Here is a 24,454-nt window from a genome sequence, read left to right as displayed (position 1 = left end):
CGGCAACCTGATCATCAGCCCCGGGGCCCGCGGCACCGACGCCGGCCAGACCATGCGCAACCTGGTCCTGTCCCGCGACGCCCACGCCGAGGCCAACCCGTTCCTGGAGATCCTCAACTCCGACGTCAAGGCGGCCCACGCGGCCGCCACCGGCCGGGTCGACGACCTGCACCTGTTCTACCTGGAGTCGCGGGGCATCCCGCGGCGGACGGCCCGGCGGCTGGTCGTGTTCGGGTTCTTCGAGGAGGTCCTGGCCCAGGTGACCGTGCCCGAGATCCGGCGCCGCCTGGAGGCCGCCCTGGAGGCCGAGCTGGCCGCGGCCGCGGCCGCCCAGGAGGCCCAGGAGCCGGCTCAGGCCCGGGAGGCCGGGTGATGCCGTTCGTGCGCCTGGCCGGGCTGTCGGAGCTCGAACCCGACCAGGGGCTCCGGGTCGAGCTCGGCGACGAGGAGGCGGTCGCCCTGATCCGCACCGCCGACGGCGGTGTCCACGCCGTGATCGACGTGTGCAGCCACGAGGACTACCCGCTGTCCGAGGGCTGGGTCGAGGACACCACCATCGAGTGCGCCCTGCACGGCAGCCGCTTCGACCTGCTCACCGGCGAGCCCGACAGCCCGCCGGCGGTGCGCCCGGTGCGGATCTTCCCGGTGCGGGTCGAGGGCGAGGACGTGCTCGTCGACCTGCCCGACGACTGGGCCAAGCTGGCCAACGACCTGTGATGCATCCCGAGGAGAACCATGCCTGACACGACCCTGGTGATCGAGGACCTCCACGTCGACGTGGAGGACAAGCAGATCCTGCGCGGCGTCGACCTGACCGTGGAGTCGGGGAAGGTCCACGCCCTGATGGGCCCCAACGGCTCCGGCAAGTCGACCCTGGCCTACGCCCTGGCCGGCCACCCCCGCTACCGGGTGACCGGCGGCAAGGTGACGTTCAAGGGCGAGGACGTGCTCGACCTCACCCCTGACGAGCGGGCCCGGCTGGGGATGTTCCTGGCCATGCAGTACCCGGTCGAGGTGCCGGGGGTGTCGGTGACCAACTTCCTGCGCACGGCCATGAACTCGGTCCGCGGCGAGGACGTCCCGGTGCGCGAGTTCGCCAAGGACCTGCGCGAGCAGATGCGCCTGCTCGACATGGACCCGCGGTTCGCCGAGCGCAGCCTCAACGAGGGCTTCTCGGGCGGCGAGAAGAAGCGCCACGAGATCCTCCAGATGGCCCTGCTCCGCCCCGAGCTGGCCATCCTCGACGAGACCGACTCGGGCCTGGACGTGGACGCCCTGCGGGTCGTGGCCGACGGCGTCAACCGCCTCCGCGGCCCCCAGCTCGGTGTCCTGCTGATCACCCACTACACCCGCATCCTGCGCTACATCTCCCCCGACATGGTCCACGTGATGGTCGACGGCCGGGTCGTGGAGTCCGGCGGTCCCGAGCTGGCCGACCAGCTCGAGGCCGAGGGGTACGAGCGCTGGCGTGGCAGCCCCGCCACCTGAGACCCGCCTCCAGGAGGTCCCGATGACGACCGTGAGCGCGCCGCTGGACGTGGCCGCCGTCCGCGGCGACTTCCCGATCCTGGAGCGCCGGGTCAACGGCCACGCCCTCGTCTATCTGGACTCGGCCGCCACCAGCCAGAAGCCGGCGCAGGTGCTGGAGGCCATGGACACCTACTACCGGCGCCACAACGCCAACGTGCACCGGGGCGTCCACACCCTGGCCGAGGAGGCCACCCACCTGTTCGAGGAGGCCCGGGGCAAGGTGGCGCGCTTCGTCGGCGCCTCCGAGCGGGCCACGGTGTTCACCAAGAACGTCAGCGAGGCCATCAACCTGGTCGCCTACGCCTGGGGCCTGCGGAACCTCCGCCAGGGCGACGAGATCCTGGTCACCGAGATGGAGCACCACTCCAACCTGGTGCCCTGGCAGCTGGTGGCCGGCATGACCGGGGCCAAGGTCCGGGCCGTGCCCGTCACCGGTGACTACCTGCTCGACCTGGAGGCCCTTGACGGCCTGCTCGGCGAGCGGACCCGCATCGTCGCCGTGTCGGCCATGTCGAACGTGCTCGGCACCGTCAACCCGGTGGCCGAGATCGCCGAGCGGGCCCACGCCGCCGGGGCGCTCGTCCTGGCCGACGCCGCCCAGGCCGTGCCCCACGCCGGGGTCCGCCTCGACACCCTCGGGGTCGACTTCCTCGGGTTCACCGGGCACAAGGCCCTCGGCCCCATGGGGGTCGGGGTGCTGGCGGCCCGGGAAGAGCTGCTGGAGAGCATGGAGCCGTTCCTCGGCGGGGGCGAGATGATCCGCGACGTCGACATCGACCGGGCCACCTGGAACGACATCCCGTGGCGGTTCGAGGCCGGGACACCCAACGTGGCCGAGGCGGTCGGGCTGGGGGCGGCCGTCGACTACCTCCAGGGGCTCGGCATGGACCGGGTCCGGGCCCACGAGGTCGACGTCACCGGCTACGCCCTCAAGCGCCTGGGCGAGATCGACGGGCTCCGGATCTACGGGCCGTCCGAGGTCGAGCACCGCGGCGGCATGGTCTCGTTCACCCTCGGCGACCTCCACCCCCACGACGTCGCCCAGGTGCTCGACTCCGACGGGATCGCGGTCCGGGCCGGCCACCACTGCGCCAAGCCGCTGCTGCGGCGCCTCGGGGTCCAGGCCACCACCCGGGCGTCGTTCTACCTCTACTCGACCACCGAGGAGGTCGACGCGCTGGTCGCCGGCCTCGACAAGGTCAGGCGCTTCTTCGCCTAGCAGGCAAGGACAACGAGATGCCCCTCGACGACCTCTACCAGGAGATCATCCTCGACCACTACAAGAAGCCCCGGCACCCGGGGCGGCTCGAGGACGCCCAGGTGGAGGTGCACCACTACAACCCGGTGTGCGGGGACGAGCTGACGGTCGGGCTGCGGCTGGACGGCGACCGGGTCGCGGCCGTGGCCGTCGACGGCAAGGGCTGCTCGATCTCCCAGGCGGCCGCCTCGGTCATGACCGAGCAGGTGACCGGCCGGCCCCTGGGCGAGGCCCTCGCCCAGGCCGAGGCGTTCCGGCGGCTGATGCACGGCGAGGGCGAGCCGGACGAGGAATTGCTGGGGGACGGGATCGCGTTCAAGGGAGTGGCGCGCTACCCCGTGCGGGTCAAGTGCGCGCTGCTCGGCTGGATGGCGTTCAAGGACGCCGCCGCCCGGGCAGGGACGGACGAGGAAGGAAGAGCGTAGATGGCCACCGATAGCGACATCCTCGAGGCGATGAAGCAGGTCGAGGACCCCGAGCTGGGCGTCAACGTGGTCGACCTGGGCCTGGTGTACGGCGTGGACCAGGAGGAGGAGGGCCGCAAGGTGCGGCTCGACATGACCCTGACCACGGTGGCCTGCCCGCTCACCGACATGATCGAGGGTGCGACCAACGCCGCCCTGATCGGCCTGGACGACATCCAGGAGGTCGAGATCAACTGGGTCTGGTCGCCGCCGTGGGGGCCGGAGCGGCTCACCGAGGACGGCAAGATGGCCCTGCGGGCCATGGGCTTCGCGATCTGACGCGAACGAGACGCGAAACACGAGGATCTGGACAGAAGATGGCGCTTCCTGCACTGGTTGAACCGGCGGCCGAGCTGTCGCGGGACGAGATCGCCCGCTACTCCCGCCACCTGATCATCCCCGACGTGGCCATGGACGGGCAGAAGCGGCTCAAGAACGCCCGCGTCCTGCTCATCGGCGCCGGCGGCCTCGGCGCCCCCAACGCCATGTACCTGGCCGCGGCCGGGGTCGGGCACCTCGGCCTGGTCGACTTCGACGTCGTCGACGCCTCCAACCTGCAGCGCCAGGTCATCCACGGGACCTCCGACATCGGCCGGCCCAAGCTGGAGAGCGCCCGCGACAAGATCACCGAGATCAACCCGTACGTGCAGGTCACCCTGCACGAGACCCGGCTCTCGTCGGAGAACGCCCGCGAGCTGATCCGCGACTACGACCTGGTGATCGACGGCTCCGACAACTTCCCCACCCGCTACCTGGTCAACGACGCCTGCGTGCTCGAGGGCAAGCCGTACGTGTGGGGCTCGATCTACCGCTTCGACGGCCAGGCGAGCGTGTTCTGGGCCGAGCACGGCCCCTGCTACCGCTGCCTGTACCCGGAGCCGCCCCCGCCGGGCATGGTCCCCTCCTGCGCCGAGGGCGGCGTGCTGGGCGTGCTCTGCGCCACCGTCGGCTCGGTCCAGGCCAACGAGGCCGTCAAGCTGCTCACCGGCATCGGCGACCCGCTGGTGGGGCGGCTGCTCATCTACGACGCCCTGGAGCTGTCCTTCAAGGACATCGCCGTCCGCAAGGACCCCGAGTGCGCCGTCTGCGGCAAGCACCCGACGGTCACCGAGCTGATCGACTACGAGGAGTTCTGCGGCGTCGTCTCCGACGAGGCCCAGCAGGCCGCCGCCGGCGCCACCCTGACCCCGGCCCAGCTCAAGGCGCTGCTCGACGACGGCCAGCAGCTCAAGCTGGTGGACGTCCGCGAGCCGGCCGAGTGGCAGATCAACCGCCTCCCCGGGGCGACCCTGATCCCGCTCGACACCCTGCCCGACCACCTGGCCGAGCTGCCCCAGACCGAGCCGGTGGTCCTCTACTGCAAGAGCGGGGTCCGCTCGGCCGAGGCCCTGGCCCTGCTCAAGCAGTCCGGGTTCTCCACGGCCCGGCACCTGGGCGGCGGCATCACCGCCTGGGCCAAGACCGTGGACCCCAGCGTCCCGGTCTACTGATCTGATCCCGGGGGTCTGGTCCCGTCGGCACCGCATCCGGGTGCTCTGAGAAACTTCCAGAAAATGGGTTGACCCGTCATTTTGGGTCTGCCAGGGTGGGCGGGCACGAGACGGAGCATCCGTCGAGTGCTGGCCGGGTCTCCAGGGACCAGTGTCGGCCGAGGAGGTGTCCCATTGTGATCGACCGGAAGCGCATCACCCCGTGGGCGGCCCTCAAGGGGCCCAAGGGTGACGTGTGCCCGGAGCCGGCCACGATCGGCACCGAGCTGCAGCACCTCGGCCGGAACGCCTCGGCTGTCACGGCCGCCTTCGGCGGCCAGGGCGGCGGCCAGGCCTTCGCGGTGGGACGGGAGGTACCTACCTGACGGATCCTCCCAGGAGCAGACCTCCAGGTCCCTCCGAAACCGCGAAGGCCGTGGGCGAACCCCACGGCCTTTTGCATTGCCCGCATCCGACACCGACCGCCGCCCGTCAACGATGACGACCAAGGAGCGACCTGACCATGCAGACCCTGGAGCTGTTCCCGCCCGGGCGAGCGCTGCCATGCGTCCAGGCGGGACCCGACCTCTACTTCTCCGAGTCACCCCGTGAGCTCGAGCTGGCCAAGCAGCTCTGCCGGCCCTGCCCGCTGCGGACCCGGTGCCTCGAGGGCGCCAAGGAGCGCGGCGAGCCCTGGGGCGTCTGGGGTGGGGAGGTGTTCGTCGACGGACGACCCGTGCCGTACAAGCGTTCCCGGGGACGTCCCCGGAAGCACCCGCTGCCCCCGCTCCCGGCCGACCTGCCGGTCGCCCAGGCCGAGGCCTGCTGACATGCGCAGCCCGCACCCCGTGGGGAGGTGAACACGACATGCACGTCTACATGAAGGAGCAGCTGGCCGCCGACCGGGTCGCCGAGCTCCGGGCCGACGCCGACCGGGCGCGGCACCAGCGGGTCCGGCGTGCCCGGCGGGCCACCGAGGCCGGCCAGGCCCTCGCCCGTCGGGAGTGGCGGGTCCTGGTCCAGGCGCTGCTGGCGCGATGAGCCGCCCGGCCAGCCCCAGACTGACCGGGAGACCACCCGGCGGTCCCCCGGGGGCTCCCCGGGCCCAGCCACCAGCCGACCCCCGGCCAGTCACCGCGCCGGGGGTCGGTCCGTCTCCAGGGCCGGCTCCCGGCGGCGCGACGGCCCGGTGGCCAGCCAGGAGCCGCCCAGGATGGCCAGCAGCCCGGCCAGCGACATGACCCCGAGCCGCTCGTCCAGGACGAGCACGCCCAGGACGACCGCGACCAGCGGGTTGACGTAGGTGATGACCGCGGCCCGGCTCGGCCCGGCCTCGACGATCAGCCGGAAGAACAGCACCAGCCCGAGCGCGGTGCAGACGATCCCGAGCACGGCCAGCGACCCGGCCGCCGCCGGGGACGGCCACCCGTCCGGCGGCGACACCGCCACCGCCGGGGCCAGCAGCACCACGGCCAGGGCCAGGCTGGCCGCGATCGGCCCCAGCGGGTCGAGGTCGGCCAGCCGGCGGTTGACGATCATCGGCGCGGTCGCGTACCCCAGGGTGGCGACCAGGATGAGCAGGGCGCCCAGCAGCTCGCCGGGCCGGCCGGCCACGTCCACCCCGAGCAGGGCGACCACCCCGCCGAAGCCGATGAGCAGCCCGGCCAGCCGCCGCCCGGTCGGCCGGTCGTCGGGGGAGAACCACACCGACAGCAGCGCCACCATCAGCGGCATGGAGGCGATCAGGATCGCGGTCAGCGACGAGGAGACATGCCGCTCGCCGAGGGCGATCAACAGGAACGGCACGGCGACCTCGCACAGGGTGTAGGCGGCGATCGCCGCCCAGCGGCCACCCAGGCCGCGCAGCGCCCCCCGCCGCCAGGCCAGCGGCAGCAGGACCGCCGCCCCGAGGGCCACCCGCAACCAGGCCACGAACGCCGGCGGCACGCCCTCGTCGACGGCGACCTTGATGAAGAAGTACGGCACCCCCCAGACGACCGAGACGCAGCCGAACAGCAGCCAGGCGCGGGGGGTCATCGGTCCTCGGGCACCTCGCCGCGCAGCCACTGGATGTACCGCTCGGCCGAGCGCCCGACCACGGCCTTGGCGTCGCGGCGCAGCACCGGCTTCCACCAGCCGCCGTAGATGCGGTCGTAGGCGTACGGCCGGACCGCCTCGACCACGGCGCGGACGGCCCGCTCGGGCAGGGGCAGCCGGTTGGGGGCGCTGCGCACGAAGGTGACCCGGTCCTCACCGGGGGTCACGAAGATGGTGTCGCCGCTGAGCAGCACCCCGGCCCCGCCCGCGCCGCCGGCCCAATGGACCACCGAGCTGCCGGCGAAGTGCCCGCCGCACTGGACCAGGGTGACGCCGGGCAGGACCTCCCGCGACCCGGACCAGGTCACCGGCGGCCGCCGGGGCGGGCGGGTCAACCAGCCCAGGTCGGGTTCGCAGACCAGCACCTCGGCGTCGAAGGCCTCGCTCCAGTCGGCGATCGTCCCGTGGAAGTGGGGGTGGCTGGCCGCGACCGCCCGCAGCCCGCCGGCCTCCCTGACCGCCGCCACCGCCACCTCGTCGAGGTGGCCGGGCGGGTCCCAGAGCAGGTTCCCCTCGGCCGTCCGGACCAGCAGGGCCCGCTGGCCGATGGCGACCGGCGGGTCGACGCCGATCCCGAGCAGCCCCGGCTCGACCTCGCGGACGTCGCCCCGGTGCCCGGCCGCGGCCAGCTCCGCGGCCGTGGTCCAGCGCTGCCCGGACGCCGGCACCCACTGGCGCTCGTCGGCGCAGATGACGCAGACCCCGGGCGGCGACGCCGCCTCGGGGTACTGGTTGGCGCAGGTGGCGCAGATCCAGACGGGCACGGTGGTGCCACCTTAGTAGAATCCTGCGACGGTCCACGAGGCTTGGAGGGGCGTGCAGCCCGAGACGACATACGCGCCGCTGGGCGACGACCGGGTCGCCTACCAGGTGCTCGGGGACGGACCCGACCTGGTGCTGACGATGGGCGCCTTCGGGCACGTCGATCTCCAGTGGGAGGACCCGGGGCTCGCCCTGTACCTGCGCCGGCTGGCGTCGTTCTCGCGGCTGATCATCTTCGACCGCCGCGGCACCGGCGCCTCCGACCCCCTGCCCGAGGACCTGCCGCCGCCCTGGGAGGCCTACGCCGACGAGGTGGCCGCGGTCATGGACGCCGCCGGGTCGCGGCGGGCCGCGCTCATGGCCACGACGGCTGAGGCCAGCCCGATGGCGCTGTTCTTCGCCGCCACCCACCCCGAGCGGACCACCGCCCTGGTCCTCGGCAACGCCAGCGCCCGCTACGTCGCCGCCGACGACTACCCGATCGGGATCCCGCCGGAGCGGGCCGACACCATCATCTCCCGGGTCGAGGACACCTGGGGGACGGCCGAGCCGATCGCCACCGCCATCCCCAGCCGCGCCGGCGACGAGCGGTTCCGCCGCTGGGTGGCCAGGCTGCAGCGCTCGATCGCCAGCCCCAGGACGGTCCACGTCATGCTGCGGGCCCTGTTCGAGGTGGACGTCCGCCCGCTGCTCCCGCTGGTCCAGGCGCCGACGCTGGTGCTGCACCGCCGGGACTTCCCGCTGCTCCCGATCGAGCACGGCCGCTACCTGGCCGAGCACATCCCCGACGCCCGGCTGGTCGAGCTGCCCGGCTCCGACGGCCCCCTGACGTGGGAGGAGCCGGAGGCGAGCCTCGGTCCCATCGAGGAGTTCCTGACCGGGGTGCGGGGGACCGTCCCGGCCACCCGGGTGCTGGCCACGGTGCTGTTCACCGACATCGTGGCCTCGACCGAACGGGCCGCCGAGCTTGGCGACCGCCGCTGGCGGGAGCTGCTCGGAGTCCACGACGACCTGGGCGGCCGCCTGGTCGAGGCGTGGGGCGGCCGGGTCGTGAAGTCGACCGGGGACGGGCTCCTGGCCACCTTCGACGGCCCGGGGCGGGCCATCGACTGCGCCGTCGCCCTGCGCGAGCAGCTCGGCGACATCGACGTCGCCATCCGGGCCGGGCTGCACGCCGGCGAGGTCGAGCTGCGCGGCGACGACGTCGGCGGGATCGCGGTCCACATCACCGCCCGCATCCTGGCCGAGGCCGGCCCTGGTGAGCTCCTCGTCTCCCGCACCGTGCGCGACCTGGTCGCCGGCTCCGACCGCGCCCTGGCCGACCGCGGCACCCACAGGCTCAAGGGCGTCGACGGCGACTGGGAGCTGTTCGCGGTGGCCGGTAGGGCCTAGCGGCGCCGTCGCTGGAGGTCCCCGGGGCCCGCCTGGCGCTCCTGGGCCTCGTTGAGCAGGGAGGTCGCCACCCCGGCGACCCCGAGGACGACGGCCGCCACCGGCTGCCCGGCCGCCGCCCATGGGCCCAATCTAGCGGTTCACCCGATCGGTTCGGCGGCGTACGCGGGCGTGACCGTCGCCGCCGACGATGGCCGGGAGACTCACCCGCTGGGCCTGCCCCGGCTGCCGCCAGGTCGTCGGCATCGACCGCGACCCGCAGGTCGGCGGCCGTTTCCAGGTCGCCCTCGGCCAGCCCTGGAGCTACGCCCCCGAGGCGTTCCGCCGCTGACCCGCCGCGGCCGTCGCGGCCCCCGGGAACCGTGACCGGCGGGGCGCCAGGCCGGTGGCGAGTCCCGCGACGACCAGGGCCGCGCCGCCGACCTCCGCCGCCGTCGGAGCGCCCAGGCCGAGCAGGACCGAGGTCACGATCGCGCCCAGCGGCAGGACGCCGGCGAACAGCCCGGCCCGGTCGGCGCCGAGCCTGGGCAGCGCGTCGTACCAGAGGAAGAAGGCGCCGGCGCTGACCACCGTGCTCAGGTAGAGCAGCGCCGCCGCCTCGGCCGCGCCGGGTGCGCGCAGCATCCCCGTCCCGTCGGCGGCGGCCCCGAGGACCATGAGCATGGGGACGGCGATGACCTGGCTGTAGGCGGACACCCGGATGGGCCCGAGCCTGGGCAGGAGCGGCATGGCGAGCAGGGAGAAGCACGCCTCGCAGACCAGGGCGCCGATGGCGTACAGCAGCCCGGCGAGGCTCCCGCTGCCGAGCCCGGTGGCGATGGTGGCGCCGGCGACGACCACGAGCGCGGCGAGGAGCACGCGCCCGGACGGGCGGGACCCGGCCAGGAGCGGCCCCACCAGCGCCAGGATCACCGGCACGGTCCCGATGACGGTGCCGACCAGGGTCGCGCTGGCGTGCCGGGAGGCCTGGATGACGCAGACGTTGAACACCACCAGCCCGGTGGTCGCCAGGGCCAGGAGCAGGAGCAGCTCACGCCGGGCCGGCCGGACGAAGCCCAGGCCCATGCGGCGGGCCACGGCCAGCAGGATCAGGGCGGCCAGGCTGTAGCGGAGGGCCTGGCCGCCGTAGAGCGGGTAGCGGTTGATCACCACGGAGATGGCGGCGAGGGTCCCGACCGAGAACATCGCCGTCGCGGCGCCGACCGATCCCCGAACCAGGTTGCTCACGCCGGACACCCTAACGCCAGATTGGTCTAATCTAGGAGTCCAATCATCACTACAGATAGTGGTCCATTTGCCGGATCTCCAGCTCCAGATCGACCGGGCCGCCGGCGACCTCGCGGACCAGGTCGCCGGCGAGCTGCGCACGGCCGTCCGCTCGGGACGGCTGGCCCCGGGCGTCCGGCTGCCGGCCAGCCGCGAGCTCGCCCGGGACCTGGGGACCAGCCGCGGGGTCGTCGTCGAGGCCTACCAGCAGCTGGCCGCCGAGGGCTTCCTGGTGTCACGGCAGGGCTCGGGCACCCGGGTCGCGGCCGTCGGAGCGGCGGCGTCTCCCGACGGCGGCGCGTCCCCCGCCCCGTCACCACCGCGCCCCTTGTACGACCTGACGGTCGGCACGCCGGACCTGGCCGCGTTCCCGCGCCGGGCCTGGCTGGCGGCGGTCCGCCAGGTCATGGCCGAGCTGCCGCACGAGGCGCTGGGCTACGGCGATCCCGCCGGCGTCCCCCAGCTCCGGGCGGAGCTGGCCGCCTACCTCCGCCGCGTGCGCGCCGCCGCCGTCTCCGCCGGGCAGCTCGTCGTGGTCAACGGGGTCGCCCAGGGCCTGCACCTGGCCGTCGGCGCCCTGGCCAGGGCGGGTCCCGTCCCCCTGGCCGTCGAGGACCCGCACAGCGCGCGCACCTACGAGCTCCTCGAGGATGCCGGCGCCGTCCTCGTGCCCATCCCGGTCGACGGCGAGGGGATCGACGTCGCCGCGCTCCGCCGCAGCTCCGCCCGGGCCGTCGTGGTCACCCCGGCCCACCAGTACCCGACCGGGGTCGTCCTGTCGCCGCGCCGGCGGGCGGAGCTGATCGCCTGGGCCGACGAGGTGGACGGGTTCGTGCTCGAGGACGACTACGACGCCGAGTTCCGCTACGACCGCAACCCGGTCGGGTGCCTGCAGGGTCTCTGTCCGCGGCGGGTCGTGCTGCTCGGTTCGGTCAGCAAGTCCCTCGCCCCTGGCCTGCGGCTGGGCTGGCTGGTCGCGCCCCCGGCGCTGGCCGGGACCGTGCGGCGCGCCCGTGCCCTGAGCGACCTCGGCTCGCCCGTGATCGACCAGCACGCCCTGGTCCGCCTCATCGCCGGCGGCCCCTACGACCGCCATCTGCGTCAGCTGCGGCGCCGCTACCGCACCCGCCGCGACGCCCTGGCCGGCGCCCTGGAGCGCTGGCTGCCCGGCGCCGTGGCCCACGGCGTGGCCGCCGGCATCCAGCTGTACGTCGAGCTGCCCGGCGGTCTCGACGAAGCCGCCGTCGTCAAGGCCGCCGCCGACCGTGGCGTGGCCGTCGAGGGGGTCGCGCCCCTCCGGGTCGAGCACGGCGGCCCCCCGGCCCTGGTGCTGGGCTTCGCCCGGCTGCCCGAGCGCCGCATCTCCGAGGCGGTCCGCCTCCTGGCCGAGGCGGCCACAGCGGCCGAGGCCGCACCGGCCGCGCCGGGGGCGTCCCGGGTTCGGGGCTGACGGCGCTGTCCACAGATTGCCGGACCCCCCTTCTGGTCGGCGGGACGGGGTGGCAGGCTGCGGCCGCTCCGCCCGCCGCACCGAAAGGAACCGCCGTGCCGTCCTCCAGCTCTTCCGACCGTGGCCTGCTGGCCCGCGTCGACGCCCTGGTCGAGCTCGCCGCCGACCGCCACGGTCTCGCGCTCCTCCCCGGCGGCCGCCTCGCCGCCGCCGAGGCCCGGGTCGCCGCCCGCGCCACCGGCATCCGCACGCCCGGGGTCGAGGGCCGGGCCGCCCCCCGGGGTGCCGGGCCGGGTCCGGCCGCCGGGCCGGGCGCGGTCCCGGGCCCGTCGGCCCGGGGGGCGGCCCTGGCCCGGCGGGACGCGGTCGAGCTGCTGCGGGCCGTGGCCGAGGGGGTCGGCCTGCTGCGGGTCCGGGGCGACCGGCTGGAGGCGACCAGCCTGCGCCACGCCTGGGCCCAGATCGACGAGACCCTGCGAGCCGGCCTCGTCTACGCCGCCTGGTGCCACCGGGTGCCGTGGCCGGTCTTCCTGCACGGCGGCCCCGGGGTCGAGGCCCTCGTCGGCGGCCGCCTGTGGGTCCTGCGCCTGCTGCTCGGCCTGCCCGCCGGGGTCGAGGTCGGCCTCCAAGGCCTGGTCGAGACCGTGGCCAACGGTCTCGAGCTCGACCTGGACGACTGGCTGCCCCGGGCCGTGGCCGCCGCCTTCCTCGACCCCTTGGTCGCCCTCGGCGTTGCCGACATCCGCCCGCCGCCGCCGCACCCCGGCGCCGGCCTCCGCCTCGGCCCTCGCGCCGCCACCGTGATCGGCTCGGCCCTGGTCGCCGCCGGAGAGGAGGTCTCGCTGGCCTCGACCCCGGCCAACTGACGGCCGGGCGGCTAGAGCGACGGGCCGGCCGGACCCCTGATGTGGGTGACGGGGAGCGAGGTGGTGCGCCGGATGCGGTGGGGGAGGTCCATCGCCATCCACCGCGAGAGCCGCCGCGGCAGGGTGGAGACGATGACCTCGTCGACTTCCTCCCGGTTGGCGATCTTGCGGATCGCCTCCAGCGGCGTCGGCTCGACCACCTCGCCGTCGGCCTCGACGCCGGCCTCCCGGAGCCGCTCGAGCTCGTGCTGCAGGCGCCCGCCGGCCAGGGTCCGGGCGATCTTGTAGGCGCCCGGCAGCACGCCCTCCAGGCCGCCCGTGAACCACCGGTCGGAGGCCTCGGTGTTGGTCACGGGCACCACCAGGTAGAAGCGGCACGGCCCGGCGCTCGTGCACTCGGCCAGCTTGGCCATGAGCTCCTCGCCCCCCAGGGTCTGGTTCGCCACGACGAGGTATCGACGCATGCCCTCACCCCTTTGGGCCGGTATCGCCTGCTCGGACCGTCATCCGCAGCGCTCGCGCTTGACAGGCTAACGCTGTTAGCCTACGATGGCTAACAACGTTAGCCTTCTGGAGGAGAACGATGGCCAAGCAGCTCCACGCCGAGATCGAGATCGAGGCCACCCCGGATCGCGCCTGGGAGGTCCTCACCGACTTCGCCACCTACCACGACTGGAACCCGTTCATCGTCCAGGCCGCCGGTCAGCCGGTCCCCGGCACCCGCCTCGAGCTCCACATGCGCCTCTCCGGCCGCCGCCCGACCACCATCCGCCCCGAGGTCCTCGAGGCCGACCCCGCCCACCGCCTCCGCTGGCTCGGCCGCCTGCTCGTCCCCGGCCTGTTCGACGGCGAGCACACCTTCACCCTCCACCCCGCCGGCCCGGGCCGGACCCGCCTCACCCAGCACGAGGAGTTCCGCGGCCTGCTCGCCCCCCTCGTGCTGAAGCTGATCGCCAAGCCCACCCTGGCGTCGTTCAACCAGATGAACCAGGCCCTCAAGGCCCGGGCCGAGCAGCCGGCCCACACCCCGACCCAGTGAGCCAGCCGACAGGGGCGGGTTCGGGGCCCGCCGGGACCGGCCGTCCTGCGGCGCCCGCCAGACCGGGCCCGTCCGGCCCCGGGGTGGCGCGATCGGTGCGGGCTCGGGAGGTGGTGGCAGAGGGCCGGCGGCTGCTCGAGGAGGAGGGCCCGGGGGCGCTCACCATGCGCCGCCTGGCCGAGCGACTGGGAATCCAGGCGCCGTCCCTCTACAAGCACCTGCCCGACAAGACCGCCCTCGAAGCCGCCATCATCGCGACCGGCATGGAAGATGCCGCCACCGCGTTCGAGACAGCCGTCGCCGGGGCGCCCGACGCCGGTGGGTCGGGCGGTATCGAGGTGCGGGGTGGCGGGAACGAGGCGCTCTCGGCGCTGGCCGTGGCCTACCGGGAGTTCGCGCTTGCCCATCCGCATCTGTACCGGCTCATGCACAACGGGCCGCTTCCCCGGCAGCACCTGCCGCCTGGGCTGGAGGAGCGAACGGCGGCGCCCCTGCTGCGGGCCGCGGGAAGCAGGGCCCGGGCGCGGGCTCTGTGGGCGTTCGCGCACGGGATGGTCATGCTCGAGCTCGACCAGCGGTTCCCGCCCGACGCCGACCTGGACGCGGCCTGGCGGGCCGGCATCGCCGCCTTCGGGACCGCCTGAGCGGATCCGGCGGTCCGCGCCGCCTGGCGGGGGGAGCTTGGTGGGGACCCGGCGCGTCACGTGCCGCCACGTCGGAGGGGCGCTTGGTATGGTCGCCCTGTCCTGCTCGGATCGGGTGGCGGGGATGGAGGTGTCCGGTGCGGTTCATCGTTCGGATCCTGGCCGGGGCGGTGGCGCTGGCCGTGGCGGCGTGGCTGATCGACGGGATCTCCGTCGGTCCCGGGACCAGCAGCGAACGGCTGCTGACCCTGCTCGGCGTGGCGATCATCTTCGGGCTGGTCAACGCCATCGTCCGGCCGATCGTGCGGCTGATCTCCATCCCGCTGTTCATCCTCACGCTCGGGCTGTTCACCTTCGTCGTGAACGCGCTCATGCTGCTGCTCACGGCATGGATCGGGGACCAGTTCGACCTCTCCTTCGAGGTCGACGGGTTCTGGTCGGCGCTGCTCGGGGCCCTGGTGATCAGCATCGTGACCTTCGTGCTCAACGTGCTCCTGCCCGACAAGTGGGAGAGCTGACCGGCCCGGCCGCCGGCGCCGGAGGCTACGCGGGCGGGGCCGCACCGAGCGCCGCCGGGAGCGGCTTGGCGTGGACGACGGTCAGCCCGAGGACGGCCCGGGTCAGAGCGGTGTAGAGCCGCCGCAGACCGGCCGCCCCGAGCGCGGGGTCGGCGATGTCGGCCGGCTCCACGAGCACGACCTGGTCGAACTCCAGCCCCTTGACCGCCGAAGCGGGAACGACCGCCAGCCGGGTGTCGGTGTCGAACCGGTCCACCTCCCGGAACTCGACGCCGCGGCCCGCCAGCTCGGCTTCGGCGGCCGGCACGGCCGGGTCGGCCACGACCAGGCCGACCGACCCGTCCTCGGCCAGGGCCTCCTCCAGCGCCCGCAGCCACGCCCCCGGCACGGCCGCGGGCGCCACCGCCCGGACCCGCAGCGACCCGGGGACGCTCCGGACCGACCGGGCCGGGCGGAGCTCGGAGGCGATCTCGGGCAGCAGGCGGTTGGCGAAGTCGAGCACCTCCTTGGGCGCCCGGAACGCCCGTGGCAGGTGCTCGACCCGCACCGAGCGCTGGCCGAGATGGCCGACGGCGTCCCCCCAGCGCTCGGCCGACCACGGCGTCGTCCGCTGGGCCAGGTCGCCGAGCAGCGTCGCCGACCCGAACCGGCACCGCCGCCCGATGGCCCGCAGCTGCATCGCCGACAGGTCCTGGGCCTCGTCGGCCACCACGTGGCCGAAGGTGCGCGTCCCGCCGACCACGTCGACGGCCTCGTCGACCAGGAACGCGTCGGTCACCGACCAGGCCGCGGCCTTGAGGCTCCGCGGCCGTCTCGCCCACAGGAGCATCTCCTGCTCCTGGTCGCTGAGCATGCCGCCGGCCGCCTCGGCCAGGAACGGCCGCTCGGTGAGCAGCCGGAACACCAGCCGGACGGGCTCGACCACCGGCCAGGTCCGCTTCAGGAAGGCCCGGACCTCGGGGCGGGCGCCGAGGCTGCGCTGGACCGCGGCCGGGTCGTCGAGCGCGCTCACGCCCTCGGTGTGCTCCAGGTGGCGCAGGCAGCGCTCGACCAGCCAGTCCCGCAGGTGGTCGCGGCCGACCTGGTAGCGAAGGTCCCCGGCGACCAGCTCGTCCACCCGCTGGCGCAGCATCCTGGCCGGGAGGCGGACCACCCGATGCCCCCAGCGGACCTCGAGAGGCAGCGCCGGCGGCCGCACCTGGAGGAACGCGGCCCGCCGGATGACCGCCGCCATCCGCGGGTCGGCCTTGACCGCCGCCACCTCCGGGCTGTCGGTCCCGGTCACCGTGACCTCGGCGACCAGGTCCTCGACCGAGCGCTGGGCGACGTCGACCTCGCCAAGGCCCGGCAGCACGTCGCGGATGAAGGCCAGGTAGGCGGGCCCCGGCCCGACCACCAGCACCCCGTCCCGGGCCAGCCGCTCCCGGTGCTCGTAGAGCAGGAACGCGGCCCGGTGCAGGCCGACCGCGGTCTTGCCGGTGCCGGGCCCGCCCTGGATGCAGATCGTCTCGGCCAGCGGCGCCCGGATCAGGTCGTCCTGCTCGGGCTGGATGGTGGCGACGATGTCGCGCATCGGCCCGATGCGAGGCCGCTCGATCTCGGCCACCAGGACCCGGTCGGCCGCGGCCCTGGCCTCGGCCTCGTCCAGCAGGTCGAGGACCTCGTCCTGGATCGAGGTCAGGGTCCCGCCCCGGTACCCGAACCTGCGCCGGAGCCGGACCCCGAAGCGGTGGGCCGGGCTGGCCCGGTAGAAGGGATGGGCGAGCCCGGCCCGCCAGTCGATCACCACCGGGTCGCCCTCGGCGTCGCTGACGTGCCGGCGCCCCACGTAGAACCGCGCCTCCGGCGGGTCGGCGCCGGCGTCGTAGTCCAGCCGCCCGAAGAACAGCCCGGTCCGCCCGTCGTCGGTCAGCGCGGCCACCCGCTGCCGCAGCCGCCACTCCACCGACTCGGCCGCGTACGCGTCGGCCCCGGCGGCCGGCAACGACCGCGTCCGCCGCCGCATCGCCGCCAGGCACCGGCGGGCGTACTCCAGCATCTCCCGCTCGGCGACCAGCTCGTCGTCGGGCAACGGCTCCAGCGTTCGACTCACGCGAGGGTCACCACCAGGCGACTGGTCGGGGAGGGCACAGCGGTGGGTCGGGGCAGGTTGCGGCGTGGGTTGGGGACGCGGAAGCGGGACTCGTGGATGCGGCAGCGGGATGCGGAGCAACAGCCCACCATCCTCCAACGCCTGAGCGACCCTCGCAACGCAATTCCGCCTCGCCCGCCGCCGCCCGCCCGAGCCGGGCCCGCCTGGCCCAGAGGCTCAGCCGAGGGTCAGGGAGAGCTGGGTCGCCGGCTCGGGGTCGGGCGGTGGGTGGCCGGTCGGGGTGGGGTCGGGGAGGCGGCGGGCGGTGGTCGAGGTGGTGGGGGAGGAGAAGGCCCGGTGGCGGCGCTTCTCGGCCCGGACCCGGTTGCCGATCTCCTCGCAAACCGCCTTGGGGGCGTTGGAGCCGCGGTACAGGCGGCGGTAGCCGGCCACCAGCTCCGGGTAGGCCTCCTCGAGCCAGGGCATGACCTCCTCCTTCACGCCCGGGCGAAGGTGCAGGGTGATCGGGGTGAGGTGGCTGGCCCCGGCGTCGGCGGCCGCCCGGACGACCGCCTTCAGCTGCTCGGGCGAGTCCGAGATCCCGGGCAGGATCGGCGCCATCAGGATCCCGCAGGGGATCCCGGCCGCGACCAGCCGCTTGACCGCGGCCATGCGCGCCTTGGGATGCGGCGTCCCCGGCTCGCTGCGCCGCCAGACCTCCTCGTCCAGGGTGCCGATGGACAGGTTGGCCGAGAACCCGGCCGTCTCGGCCAGCTCCACGAACAGGTCCAGGTCCCGCAGCAGCAGCGGCGACTTGGTCAGCACCGAGCACGGGTTGGCGTAGTCCCGCAGCGCCTCCAGCACCCCCCGGGTCAGCCGGTACCGCCCCTCACACCGCTGGTAGGGATCGGTGTTGGTCCCCATCGCCACATGGGCCCCGCGCCAGCTCTTCCTCCGCAGCTCCCGCCGCAGGACCTCCGGCGCGTTCACCTTGACCACGATCTTGCGCTCGAAGTCCCGCCCGGCGTCGAAGCCCAGGTAGGTGTGGCTGGGTCGGGCGAAGCAGTTGTGGGAGATTGTGCCATTGGAGATGTAATCGCCGGTACCTGTCGTCATGTCGTATAGGGGGAGATCCATTCTCAGGGGCTCAATGGAGGCCACCCGGAGAGGAGCGCTGTGCTTGACTGCAGCGCCCTCGATCGTCCGCTTGCGAGTGATCGCCGGGTCGACGGTGTGGAAGAAGCGCAGGTGCTCCCGCACTCCACCTAGCAATCGAACATTCGTAATAGGCCTTCTCGATGCGTCACGCTCGACTGTCCTTCGAGTGAATAGGAAGCCAAGGTGGCCTAAGCTCGAGGTGATGAGGTCAAGAATGGCATGGTCGGTGTTTGAGATCCGCACGGCCGCGCCGCTATAGGACCCTTCGGCGTCGAAGATGCCAGCTAAAAAGCCTTTCCGCCATTCCATTGAGGGAACACAAGGAACGGTGATGGTCTCCCTGATCGCAGCTATGTTCGATGGCCCATTACTTGCCAGTCCGTTCAGTTGCTTCCGGTTGGTTGACGACCGCTGAAAAACATACTCGTGTGTGGATATCCCGAACTCGGCTAGATACGTGCGGGTTCTTTGCAATGCCTCGACATCCGTCAGACCGAGCCGGAACACATCGACCCGCCTGAGGTCCTCATTCGGTGGCTTGTACATGCGAGAGCTGACGTGTCCGTCGCCATGAATCATGCCACAGAGGTAGCCCCGCCGATACTCTGGCCCGCCCTTAGGCGGCGAAGCGAAACCACCGGTTCCCATCAGTTTGCTCTTGGTTGTCAGATAGTGTCGTTGTCCGGGACCTGGTTTCAGGCCGGTTACATATTTCCATCCGCGGTCTGTAAGCAATCGGTGATCACCGCTGGTGATCAGCTGTGTTCCGTCTTCTAGCGTGATCTGATACGCAGGTTTGATGGTGGACCAGTGGTCGAGGACGTGCGTGATGACATAGCGGCGGAACCAGCCTTCGCGAATAGTACCATATATCGCGTCTCCAGCTTGGATTTCTGCCAGCGGTCTCGTTCTCCCATCAGCCATTAGAATAGGGGTGTCACCAAATACGCAGTAACTACATGCGTGAGAACAGCCGCGATACACATTGATGGTCCACTCGAACGGCATGCCGCTGGCCGCGGGGACCCGGTTGAGGATGGACTTGGCTTCGACCTCGTAGAAGGTGAGGTCGCGGAACTCGGGGCTGTCGAAGGTGCGCACCGTCGCCGGGGCGTCGAAGAGGGGGAGGTCGGTGGGCGGCCGGGCCTGGCCCCGCAGGTCGGTGAAGGTCTGCACGGGCTCACACTAGAACGTGTGTTCGGGTAAGGCAAGGAAGGCCGGGAGGCTGGGGTAAGTCCATGGCGGCCGGATGCCGCGGCTCGCTAGCATTCGGACCCGACCATTCCCGTCGTGACCAGGAGCTGAGATGTCCGACCTGCGCATCGCCGTCCACGTCGGTCGGGACGAGCGGGCGGTGGATGCGGGCACGACCGCCGGCGGCCTGTTCGACGGGGACAAGGTCGTGGTCGCGGCCCGGGTCAACGGGGTGCTCAGGGACCTGGCCCACGTCGTCGAGGAGGGCGACGTGGTCGAGCCGGTGGCCCTGGACAGCGACGACGGCCGGATGATCATGCGGCACTCGACCGCGCACGTGCTCGCCCAGGCCGTCCAGGACCTGTTCCCGGAGGCGAGGCTGGGCATCGGGCCGCCGATCGAGCACGGCTTCTACTACGACTTCGACGTGGCCCAGCCGTTCCACCCCGCCGACCTGGACCGGATCGAGCAGCGCATGCGGCAGATCGTCAAGGAGGGCCAGCGCTTCGCCCGCCGGGTCGTCTCCGACGACGAGGCCCGCGCCGAGCTGGCCGACGAGCCGTACAAGCTCCAGATCATCGACCAGCGGAGCCGGGCCAGCGACGAGGAGGCCGTCGAGGTGGGGGACGGCCCGCTCACCATCTACGACAACCTCGATCCCAAGTCCGGCGAGCGCCGCTGGCGCGACCTGTGCCGCGGCCCCCACGTCCCCTCGACCCGGGCCATCCCGGCCTTCAAGCTGCTGCGCTCGGCGGGTGCCTACTGGCGCGGCAGCGAGCAGAACCCGCAGCTCCAGCGGATCTACGGCACCGCCTGGGAGTCCAGGGACGCCCTGGCCGCGCACCTCCGCATGCTGGAGGAGGTCGAGAAGCGGGATCATCGCCGGCTCGGGGTCGAGCTCGACCTGTTCTCGTTCCCGGACGAGATCGGCGCCGGCCTGGCCGTGTTCCATCCCAAGGGCAGCATCGTCCGCCGGGTGATGGAGGAGTACTCGCGCCAGCGGCACGAGGAGGCCGGGTACCTGTACGTCAACTCGCCGCACATCACCAAGGAGACCTTGTTCGACATCTCCGGGCACCTCGGGTGGTACGCCGAGCACATGTACCCGCCGCTGGAGGACGAGGGCAGGCGGTACTACCTCAAGCCGATGAACTGCCCCTTCCACATCCTCATCTACCGGTCACGGGGCCGCAGCTACCGCGAGCTGCCGATGCCGCTGTTCGAGTTCGGCACCGTCTACCGCTACGAGAAGTCCGGGGTGCTGCACGGCCTGACCCGCGTCCGCGGCCTGACCATGGACGACGCCCACATCTTCTGCACCCCGGAGCAGCTCGAGGGTGAGCTCCGGAAGCTGCTCCGCTTCGTGCTCGACCTGCTCGCCGACTTCGGGCTCAGCGACTTCTACCTGGAGCTGTCGACCCGCGACGCCGAGAAGGAGAAGTTCGTCGGCTCGGAGCAGGAATGGGCCGACGCCACCGAGGCGCTGCACCGGGCCATGGTCGCCGAGGGGCTGGACTACGTGCTGGACGAGGGCGGGGCGGCCTTCTACGGGCCCAAGATCTCGGTCCAGGGGCGCGACGCCATCGGCCGGACCTGGCAGCTGTCCACCATCCAGGTCGACTTCCAGCTGCCCCAGCGGTTCGAGCTCGAGTACCAGGCCTCCGACGGCTCCAGGCAGCGGCCGATCATGATCCACCGGGCCCTGTTCGGGTCGATCGAACGGTTCTTCGGCATCCTGGTCGAGCACTACGCCGGCGCCTTCCCCGCCTGGCTGGCCCCGGTCCAGGTGGCGGCCATCCCGATCTCGGGCGACCAGCTGCCCTACCTCGAGGCGCTGGCCGAGCGCCTGCGGGCCGAGGGCGTGCGGGTGGAGGTCTACGCCTCCGACGACCGCATGCAGCGCAAGATCCGCGAGGCCCAGAAGGCCAAGGTCCCGTTCATGCTCCTGGCCGGGGAGAAGGACGTCGCCCAGGGCAGCGTGTCGTTCCGCTACCGCAACGGCCAGCAGCGCAACTTCGTCCCCCTGGACGAGGCGGTGCGCCACGTCGTGGAGTTCATCGCCTCCCGCGACAACGGCGAGCCGTCGGGCTGAGGCGGCCCCGGGTCAGTCGCACAGACCTCCGGCTGGGAGCTCCGGCAGCGGTTGTCCAGGAACTGGTTGCCGGTGGCGCTGCCGTTGGAGACGTCGCGCAGCCGACGTTGTCCTCGGCCCGGTTGTGGCTGGCCTGGAAGCGGTTCCGTCATGGCAGAGGGCTGCTCACCCCCCTCCCCGGCGACCGGCTCTCGGGGCACGGCGAGCTGGTGTTCAACCCGTTCGTCAGGTATCGATATGGTTGGGGGGATTGCCTGAACTGCGGGCGCGCTCGACCATGCGCTCGAGGCGGCGGATGGCCTGGAGCAGGACGGGGATGGGGACCTTGACATGGTCGGGGACGCAGCCGGCGTGGAGGACCCGGGCGTCGTTGGTCATGAACACCACGCGGTGGTCGACCGGGCGGTCGCAGATCATGCACCGGACGCGGTGATGGACCATGGTCGAGGAGGCGATGATCGTGATGCGCCCCGAGTGGTCGTCCATGCGCGTCTCCTCGCTGAGCCGGTACGCGCAGTTTGCCAGGGTTCCGCCGATCAGGCCCGGGGTACGGCCCCGGTCCCGGGGCTCATGGCGCGCAGGTGGGCCGCGGAGGCGATCCGCTCCTCGGCGATCCGGTCGGCGACCTCGGCGGTGGGCGCCCCCTCGGCCCGGGCCCGGCGGAAGATGAGCCGCAGCGCCTCGGCCACGCCCTGCACCGACACGTCCAGCCGCTCGGGCGAGTAGCGCAGCTCGCCGGCCCCGATCACCGCGTACGGCGCGGCCGAGTTGATCACGTAGTCGGGCGCGTACAGGATCCCCCGCTCCAGCAGCCGGCGGCCGTCGGCGGCGGTGGCGAGCTGGTTGTTGGCCCCGCCGGCCACGATCCGGCAGCGGAGCCGGGCGATGGTGTGCTCGTTCAGCACCCCGCCGACGGCGTTGGGGCTGAACACGTCGCAGTCGACGTCGTAGAGGGCGTCGGGGTCCTCGACGGTGATGTCGAGCCGGTCGGCCAGCTCCTTGGCCCGGCCCGGGTCGAGGTCGGAGCCGGTCACCACCGCCCCGTTGGCCACCAGCAGCTCGGCCAGCTGCCCGCCGACCCCGCCGAGCCCCTGCACGGCGATCCTGCGGCCGGCCACGTCGGGGGTCCCGAACACCTCGTCGAGGGCGGCGCCGATCCCGGCGTACACCCCCCGCGCGGTCAGCGGGGTCGAGTCGCCGGTGCCCCCGAACCGCTGGTCGATCGCCCACACGTAGTCGGTCTCGCGGGCGATGTCGACCATCTCCTGGGCCGAGGTGCCCAGGTCGGGGCCGGTGCCGTAGCGGCCGGCGAGCAGCTGCACGAACCGCCCGAAGGAGCGCAGCAGCACCCGCTTGTCGGCGGTGCCGTCCTGCTTGAGGAGCACCGCCTTGCCGCCGCCACGGGGCATGTCGGTGAAGGCGAACTTGTAGGTCATGCCCTTGGAGAGCCGCAGGGCGTCCTCGAGCGCGTCCTCCTCGGAGGCGTACGCCCGGTACCGGGTGCCGCCGCGGGCCGGGCCGAGGGCGGTGTCGTGGATGGCGATGATCGCCCGCATCCCCGTCTGCCGGTCGTAGCAGAACACCACCTGTTCGTGGCCGTGCTCGGCCATCCTGTCGAAGACGCCCACATCGCCCTCCTGCGCTCACGGTGACGCCGGGCAGGGGCGGTCCCGCCCAGCGCCGTTGCCGGGTCGTCGGTGGCGGGTCGCCCCGCCGCCCCATCACGATACCCCCGGAGCGCGCGGACAGTCGGGCGGGGCCCGGCCGGATAGGATCGCTCCGGGCAGGGCCGTAGCTGGCCGGGAGGTCGATCGGTGAACATGGACACCATCTGGGACCAAGGGGCCGAGCGGATGTCGGCCGACGAACGGTCGGAGCTCCAGGCCAGGCGCCTGGACGACCTGGTCGGGCGGCTGGCCGAGCGGAGCCCCCTGTACCGGGAGCGGCTGGGCGGGGCCGGGCTCGGGCCCGGCGCCCGGGTCGGCCTGGACGGGCTGGCCGACCTGCCGTTCACCACCAAGCAGGACCTGTGGGACGGCTACCCCTGGGGCCTGCTGGCCGTCCCCCGCTCCCAGGTCCTCCGCGTCCACGGCTCCTCGGGCACCGGCGGCCGCCCCACCCTGGTCGCCTACTCCCGCGCCGACCTCGCCATCTGGGCCGAGGTCTGCGCCCGCGCCCTCGGCTGCGCCGGCGCCGGCCCTGGGACCCTGGTCCACAACGCCTACGGATACGGGCTGTTCACCGGTGGCCTGGGCATGCACGCCGGGGCCGAGCTGATGGGCTGCACGCTGGTGCCGGTCTCCGGCGGCCAGACCCAGCGCCAGGTCACGCTGCTGCGCGACCTCCGGCCCGAGGTCCTCTGCTGCACCCCCTCCTACGCGGCCCGGCTGGGGGAGGCGCTGGGCGAGGCGGGCGTGGGCCGCGCCGACGTGTCGCTGCGGGCCGGGATCTTCGGGGCCGAGCCCTGGAGCGAGGCCATGCGCGGCCAGCTCGAGGCGCTGCTGCCGCTGAAGGCCCTCGACATCTACGGCCTCTCGGAGATCATCGGCCCCGGCGTGGCCTGCGAGTGCGTCGAGGCCCAGGCCGGCCTCCACGTCAACGAGGACCACTTCCTGGTCGAGGTCGTCGACCCGGACTCGGGGCGCCCGCTGGGGCCGGGGGAGCGGGGCGAGCTGGTCTTCACCACCCTGACCAAGGAGGCCATGCCGCTGCTGCGCTACCGCACCGGCGACATCGCCGCCCTCGACCCGTCCCCCTGCGCGTGCGGCCGGACGCTGGCCCGGATGTCCAAGGTGACCGGGCGCAAGGACGACATGCTGGTCGTCCGGGGGGTCAACGTCTATCCCAGCGAGGTCGAGGCGGTGCTGGTCGCCGAGCGGGCCGTCGCCCCCCACTACCTGCTGGTCGTCGACCGCACCCAGACCATGCCCCGGCTGGTGGTGGCCTGCGAGCTGGCCGCCGGCTGGACGATCTGCGCCGAGACCGAGGAGGCCGAGCGCGACCGGGTGGCCGCCGAGGTGGCGGCCGCGCTGGAGGAGCGCCTCGGGCTGACCACCGAGGTCCGGGTCCTGCCCGGCGGGACCATCCCCCGGGTCGAGCTCGGCAAGGCGGTCCGGGTCGCCCACCGCACCGCCGACCACGACCCGCTGCCCGGCTGGCTCCCCTGATCTGTGGATGGCGGGCT

27 protein-coding genes are annotated in these 24,454 nt (G+C 73.1%); 19 read left to right on the top strand and 8 right to left on the bottom strand.

The features are described 5' to 3' along the window. The 10 genes from VF468_03665 to VF468_03620 all read left to right on the top strand — a co-directional run. The coding region (locus VF468_03665; protein ID HEX5877410.1) for a SufD family Fe-S cluster assembly protein at window positions 1-373 on the top strand (373 nt) is incomplete at its 5' end. Beyond that, complete coding sequence (locus tag VF468_03660) at window positions 373-717, top strand: non-heme iron oxygenase ferredoxin subunit (protein HEX5877409.1); 345 nt, start codon at window positions 373-375, stop codon at window positions 715-717. The genes VF468_03665 and VF468_03660, both read left to right, overlap by 1 nt. Window positions 718-735: 18 nt before the next feature. After that, window positions 736-1,488: a Fe-S cluster assembly ATPase SufC gene (sufC, locus tag VF468_03655; GenBank protein HEX5877408.1), complete on the top strand. Its 753-nt coding sequence runs from the start codon at window positions 736-738 to the stop codon at window positions 1,486-1,488. Between the two features lie 22 nt (window positions 1,489-1,510). Then, window positions 1,511-2,749, top strand: a complete 1,239-nt coding sequence (locus tag VF468_03650) for a cysteine desulfurase (GenBank protein ID HEX5877407.1) — start codon at window positions 1,511-1,513, stop codon at window positions 2,747-2,749. A 17-nt stretch (window positions 2,750-2,766) separates the two neighbouring features. Beyond that, the gene (locus VF468_03645; GenBank protein ID HEX5877406.1) at window positions 2,767-3,213 is read left to right on the top strand and encodes an SUF system NifU family Fe-S cluster assembly protein; all 447 of its coding nucleotides are present in this window, start codon (window positions 2,767-2,769) and stop codon (window positions 3,211-3,213) included. After that, complete coding sequence (locus tag VF468_03640; protein ID HEX5877405.1) at window positions 3,214-3,531, top strand: metal-sulfur cluster assembly factor; 318 nt, start codon at window positions 3,214-3,216, stop codon at window positions 3,529-3,531. Between the two features lie 38 nt (window positions 3,532-3,569). Further along, on the top strand, window positions 3,570-4,742 hold the full coding sequence (gene moeZ, locus VF468_03635; GenBank protein HEX5877404.1) for an adenylyltransferase/sulfurtransferase MoeZ: 1,173 nt from the start codon (window positions 3,570-3,572) through the stop codon (window positions 4,740-4,742). A 176-nt stretch (window positions 4,743-4,918) separates the two neighbouring features. After that, entirely contained in the window at window positions 4,919-5,107 is a 189-nt protein-coding gene (locus VF468_03630) for a hypothetical protein (protein ID HEX5877403.1), read from the top strand. A 137-nt stretch (window positions 5,108-5,244) separates the two neighbouring features. Further along, entirely contained in the window at window positions 5,245-5,550 is a 306-nt protein-coding gene (locus tag VF468_03625; protein HEX5877402.1) for a WhiB family transcriptional regulator, read from the top strand. Between the two features lie 38 nt (window positions 5,551-5,588). Next, a complete protein-coding gene (locus tag VF468_03620; protein HEX5877401.1) occupies window positions 5,589-5,762 on the top strand; it encodes a hypothetical protein in 174 nt (57 codons plus the stop codon). A gap of 90 nt (window positions 5,763-5,852) precedes the next feature. On the opposite strand, the gene VF468_03615 is transcribed toward VF468_03620, so the two are convergent. Then, the gene (locus VF468_03615; GenBank protein HEX5877400.1) at window positions 5,853-6,758 is read right to left on the bottom strand and encodes a DMT family transporter; all 906 of its coding nucleotides are present in this window, start codon (window positions 6,756-6,758) and stop codon (window positions 5,853-5,855) included. Continuing rightward, window positions 6,755-7,582, bottom strand: a complete 828-nt coding sequence (locus VF468_03610) for an MBL fold metallo-hydrolase (protein HEX5877399.1) — start codon at window positions 7,580-7,582, stop codon at window positions 6,755-6,757. Before VF468_03610 ends, VF468_03615 begins: the two co-directional genes overlap by 4 nt. A 52-nt stretch (window positions 7,583-7,634) precedes the next feature. On the opposite strand from VF468_03610, the gene VF468_03605 reads away from it, so the two are divergent. Continuing rightward, window positions 7,635-8,972 (top strand): adenylate/guanylate cyclase domain-containing protein, encoded by a 1,338-nt coding sequence (locus tag VF468_03605; GenBank protein ID HEX5877398.1) that lies wholly within the window; start codon window positions 7,635-7,637, stop codon window positions 8,970-8,972. Between the two features lie 190 nt (window positions 8,973-9,162). Beyond that, window positions 9,163-9,303, top strand: a complete 141-nt coding sequence (locus VF468_03600; protein ID HEX5877397.1) for a hypothetical protein — start codon at window positions 9,163-9,165, stop codon at window positions 9,301-9,303. On the opposite strand, the gene VF468_03595 is transcribed toward VF468_03600, so the two are convergent. Further along, entirely contained in the window at window positions 9,276-10,199 is a 924-nt protein-coding gene (locus VF468_03595; GenBank protein HEX5877396.1) for a DMT family transporter, read from the bottom strand. The two genes, VF468_03600 and VF468_03595, sit on opposite strands and share 28 nt — an antisense overlap. 58 nt (window positions 10,200-10,257) lie before the next feature. Here VF468_03595 and VF468_03590 point away from each other — a divergent pair, with 58 nt between their 5' ends. Next, the gene (locus tag VF468_03590; GenBank protein HEX5877395.1) at window positions 10,258-11,688 is read left to right on the top strand and encodes a PLP-dependent aminotransferase family protein; all 1,431 of its coding nucleotides are present in this window, start codon (window positions 10,258-10,260) and stop codon (window positions 11,686-11,688) included. Window positions 11,689-11,783: 95 nt separating this feature from the next. Further along, a complete protein-coding gene (locus VF468_03585) occupies window positions 11,784-12,554 on the top strand; it encodes a hypothetical protein (GenBank protein HEX5877394.1) in 771 nt (256 codons plus the stop codon). An 11-nt stretch (window positions 12,555-12,565) separates the two neighbouring features. Here VF468_03585 and VF468_03580 read toward each other — a convergent pair whose 3' ends face one another. Beyond that, window positions 12,566-13,018 (bottom strand): hypothetical protein, encoded by a 453-nt coding sequence (locus tag VF468_03580; protein ID HEX5877393.1) that lies wholly within the window; start codon window positions 13,016-13,018, stop codon window positions 12,566-12,568. Window positions 13,019-13,137: 119 nt separating this feature from the next. Between VF468_03580 and VF468_03575 the strand changes: the two genes are divergently transcribed. The 3 genes from VF468_03575 to VF468_03565 all read left to right on the top strand — a co-directional run bounded on the left by VF468_03575 (window position 13,138) and on the right by VF468_03565 (window position 14,755). Then, window positions 13,138-13,593: an SRPBCC domain-containing protein gene (locus VF468_03575; GenBank protein HEX5877392.1), complete on the top strand. Its 456-nt coding sequence runs from the start codon at window positions 13,138-13,140 to the stop codon at window positions 13,591-13,593. A 113-nt stretch (window positions 13,594-13,706) separates the two neighbouring features. Next, window positions 13,707-14,237 (top strand): TetR/AcrR family transcriptional regulator, encoded by a 531-nt coding sequence (locus tag VF468_03570; GenBank protein HEX5877391.1) that lies wholly within the window; start codon window positions 13,707-13,709, stop codon window positions 14,235-14,237. A gap of 137 nt (window positions 14,238-14,374) precedes the next feature. Next, window positions 14,375-14,755: a phage holin family protein gene (locus VF468_03565; protein ID HEX5877390.1), complete on the top strand. Its 381-nt coding sequence runs from the start codon at window positions 14,375-14,377 to the stop codon at window positions 14,753-14,755. A gap of 25 nt (window positions 14,756-14,780) precedes the next feature. Here VF468_03565 and VF468_03560 read toward each other — a convergent pair whose 3' ends face one another. Then, a complete protein-coding gene (locus tag VF468_03560) occupies window positions 14,781-16,847 on the bottom strand; it encodes an AAA family ATPase (GenBank protein ID HEX5877389.1) in 2,067 nt (688 codons plus the stop codon). A gap of 216 nt (window positions 16,848-17,063) precedes the next feature. After that, complete coding sequence (locus VF468_03555) at window positions 17,064-19,160, bottom strand: intein-containing Rv2578c family radical SAM protein (GenBank protein HEX5877388.1); 2,097 nt, start codon at window positions 19,158-19,160, stop codon at window positions 17,064-17,066. 130 nt (window positions 19,161-19,290) lie between these two features. Here VF468_03555 and thrS point away from each other — a divergent pair, with 130 nt between their 5' ends. After that, on the top strand, window positions 19,291-21,270 hold the full coding sequence (gene thrS / locus VF468_03550) for a threonine--tRNA ligase (protein HEX5877387.1): 1,980 nt from the start codon (window positions 19,291-19,293) through the stop codon (window positions 21,268-21,270). A 225-nt stretch (window positions 21,271-21,495) separates the two neighbouring features. On the opposite strand, the gene VF468_03545 is transcribed toward thrS, so the two are convergent. Next, complete coding sequence (locus VF468_03545) at window positions 21,496-21,756, bottom strand: hypothetical protein (GenBank protein HEX5877386.1); 261 nt, start codon at window positions 21,754-21,756, stop codon at window positions 21,496-21,498. 50 nt (window positions 21,757-21,806) lie between these two features. After that, a complete protein-coding gene (locus tag VF468_03540) occupies window positions 21,807-22,898 on the bottom strand; it encodes a Glu/Leu/Phe/Val dehydrogenase dimerization domain-containing protein (protein HEX5877385.1) in 1,092 nt (363 codons plus the stop codon). A 192-nt stretch (window positions 22,899-23,090) separates the two neighbouring features. On the opposite strand from VF468_03540, the gene VF468_03535 reads away from it, so the two are divergent. Beyond that, the gene (locus VF468_03535; GenBank protein HEX5877384.1) at window positions 23,091-24,437 is read left to right on the top strand and encodes a phenylacetate--CoA ligase; all 1,347 of its coding nucleotides are present in this window, start codon (window positions 23,091-23,093) and stop codon (window positions 24,435-24,437) included. The last annotated feature ends 17 nt before the right edge of the window (window positions 24,438-24,454 follow it).

This window comes from Actinomycetota bacterium (assembly GCA_036280995.1).
GTDB lineage: Bacteria > Actinomycetota > CALGFH01 > CALGFH01 > CALGFH01 > CALGFH01.
This window is presented reverse-complemented; position numbering and strand designations above follow the sequence as displayed.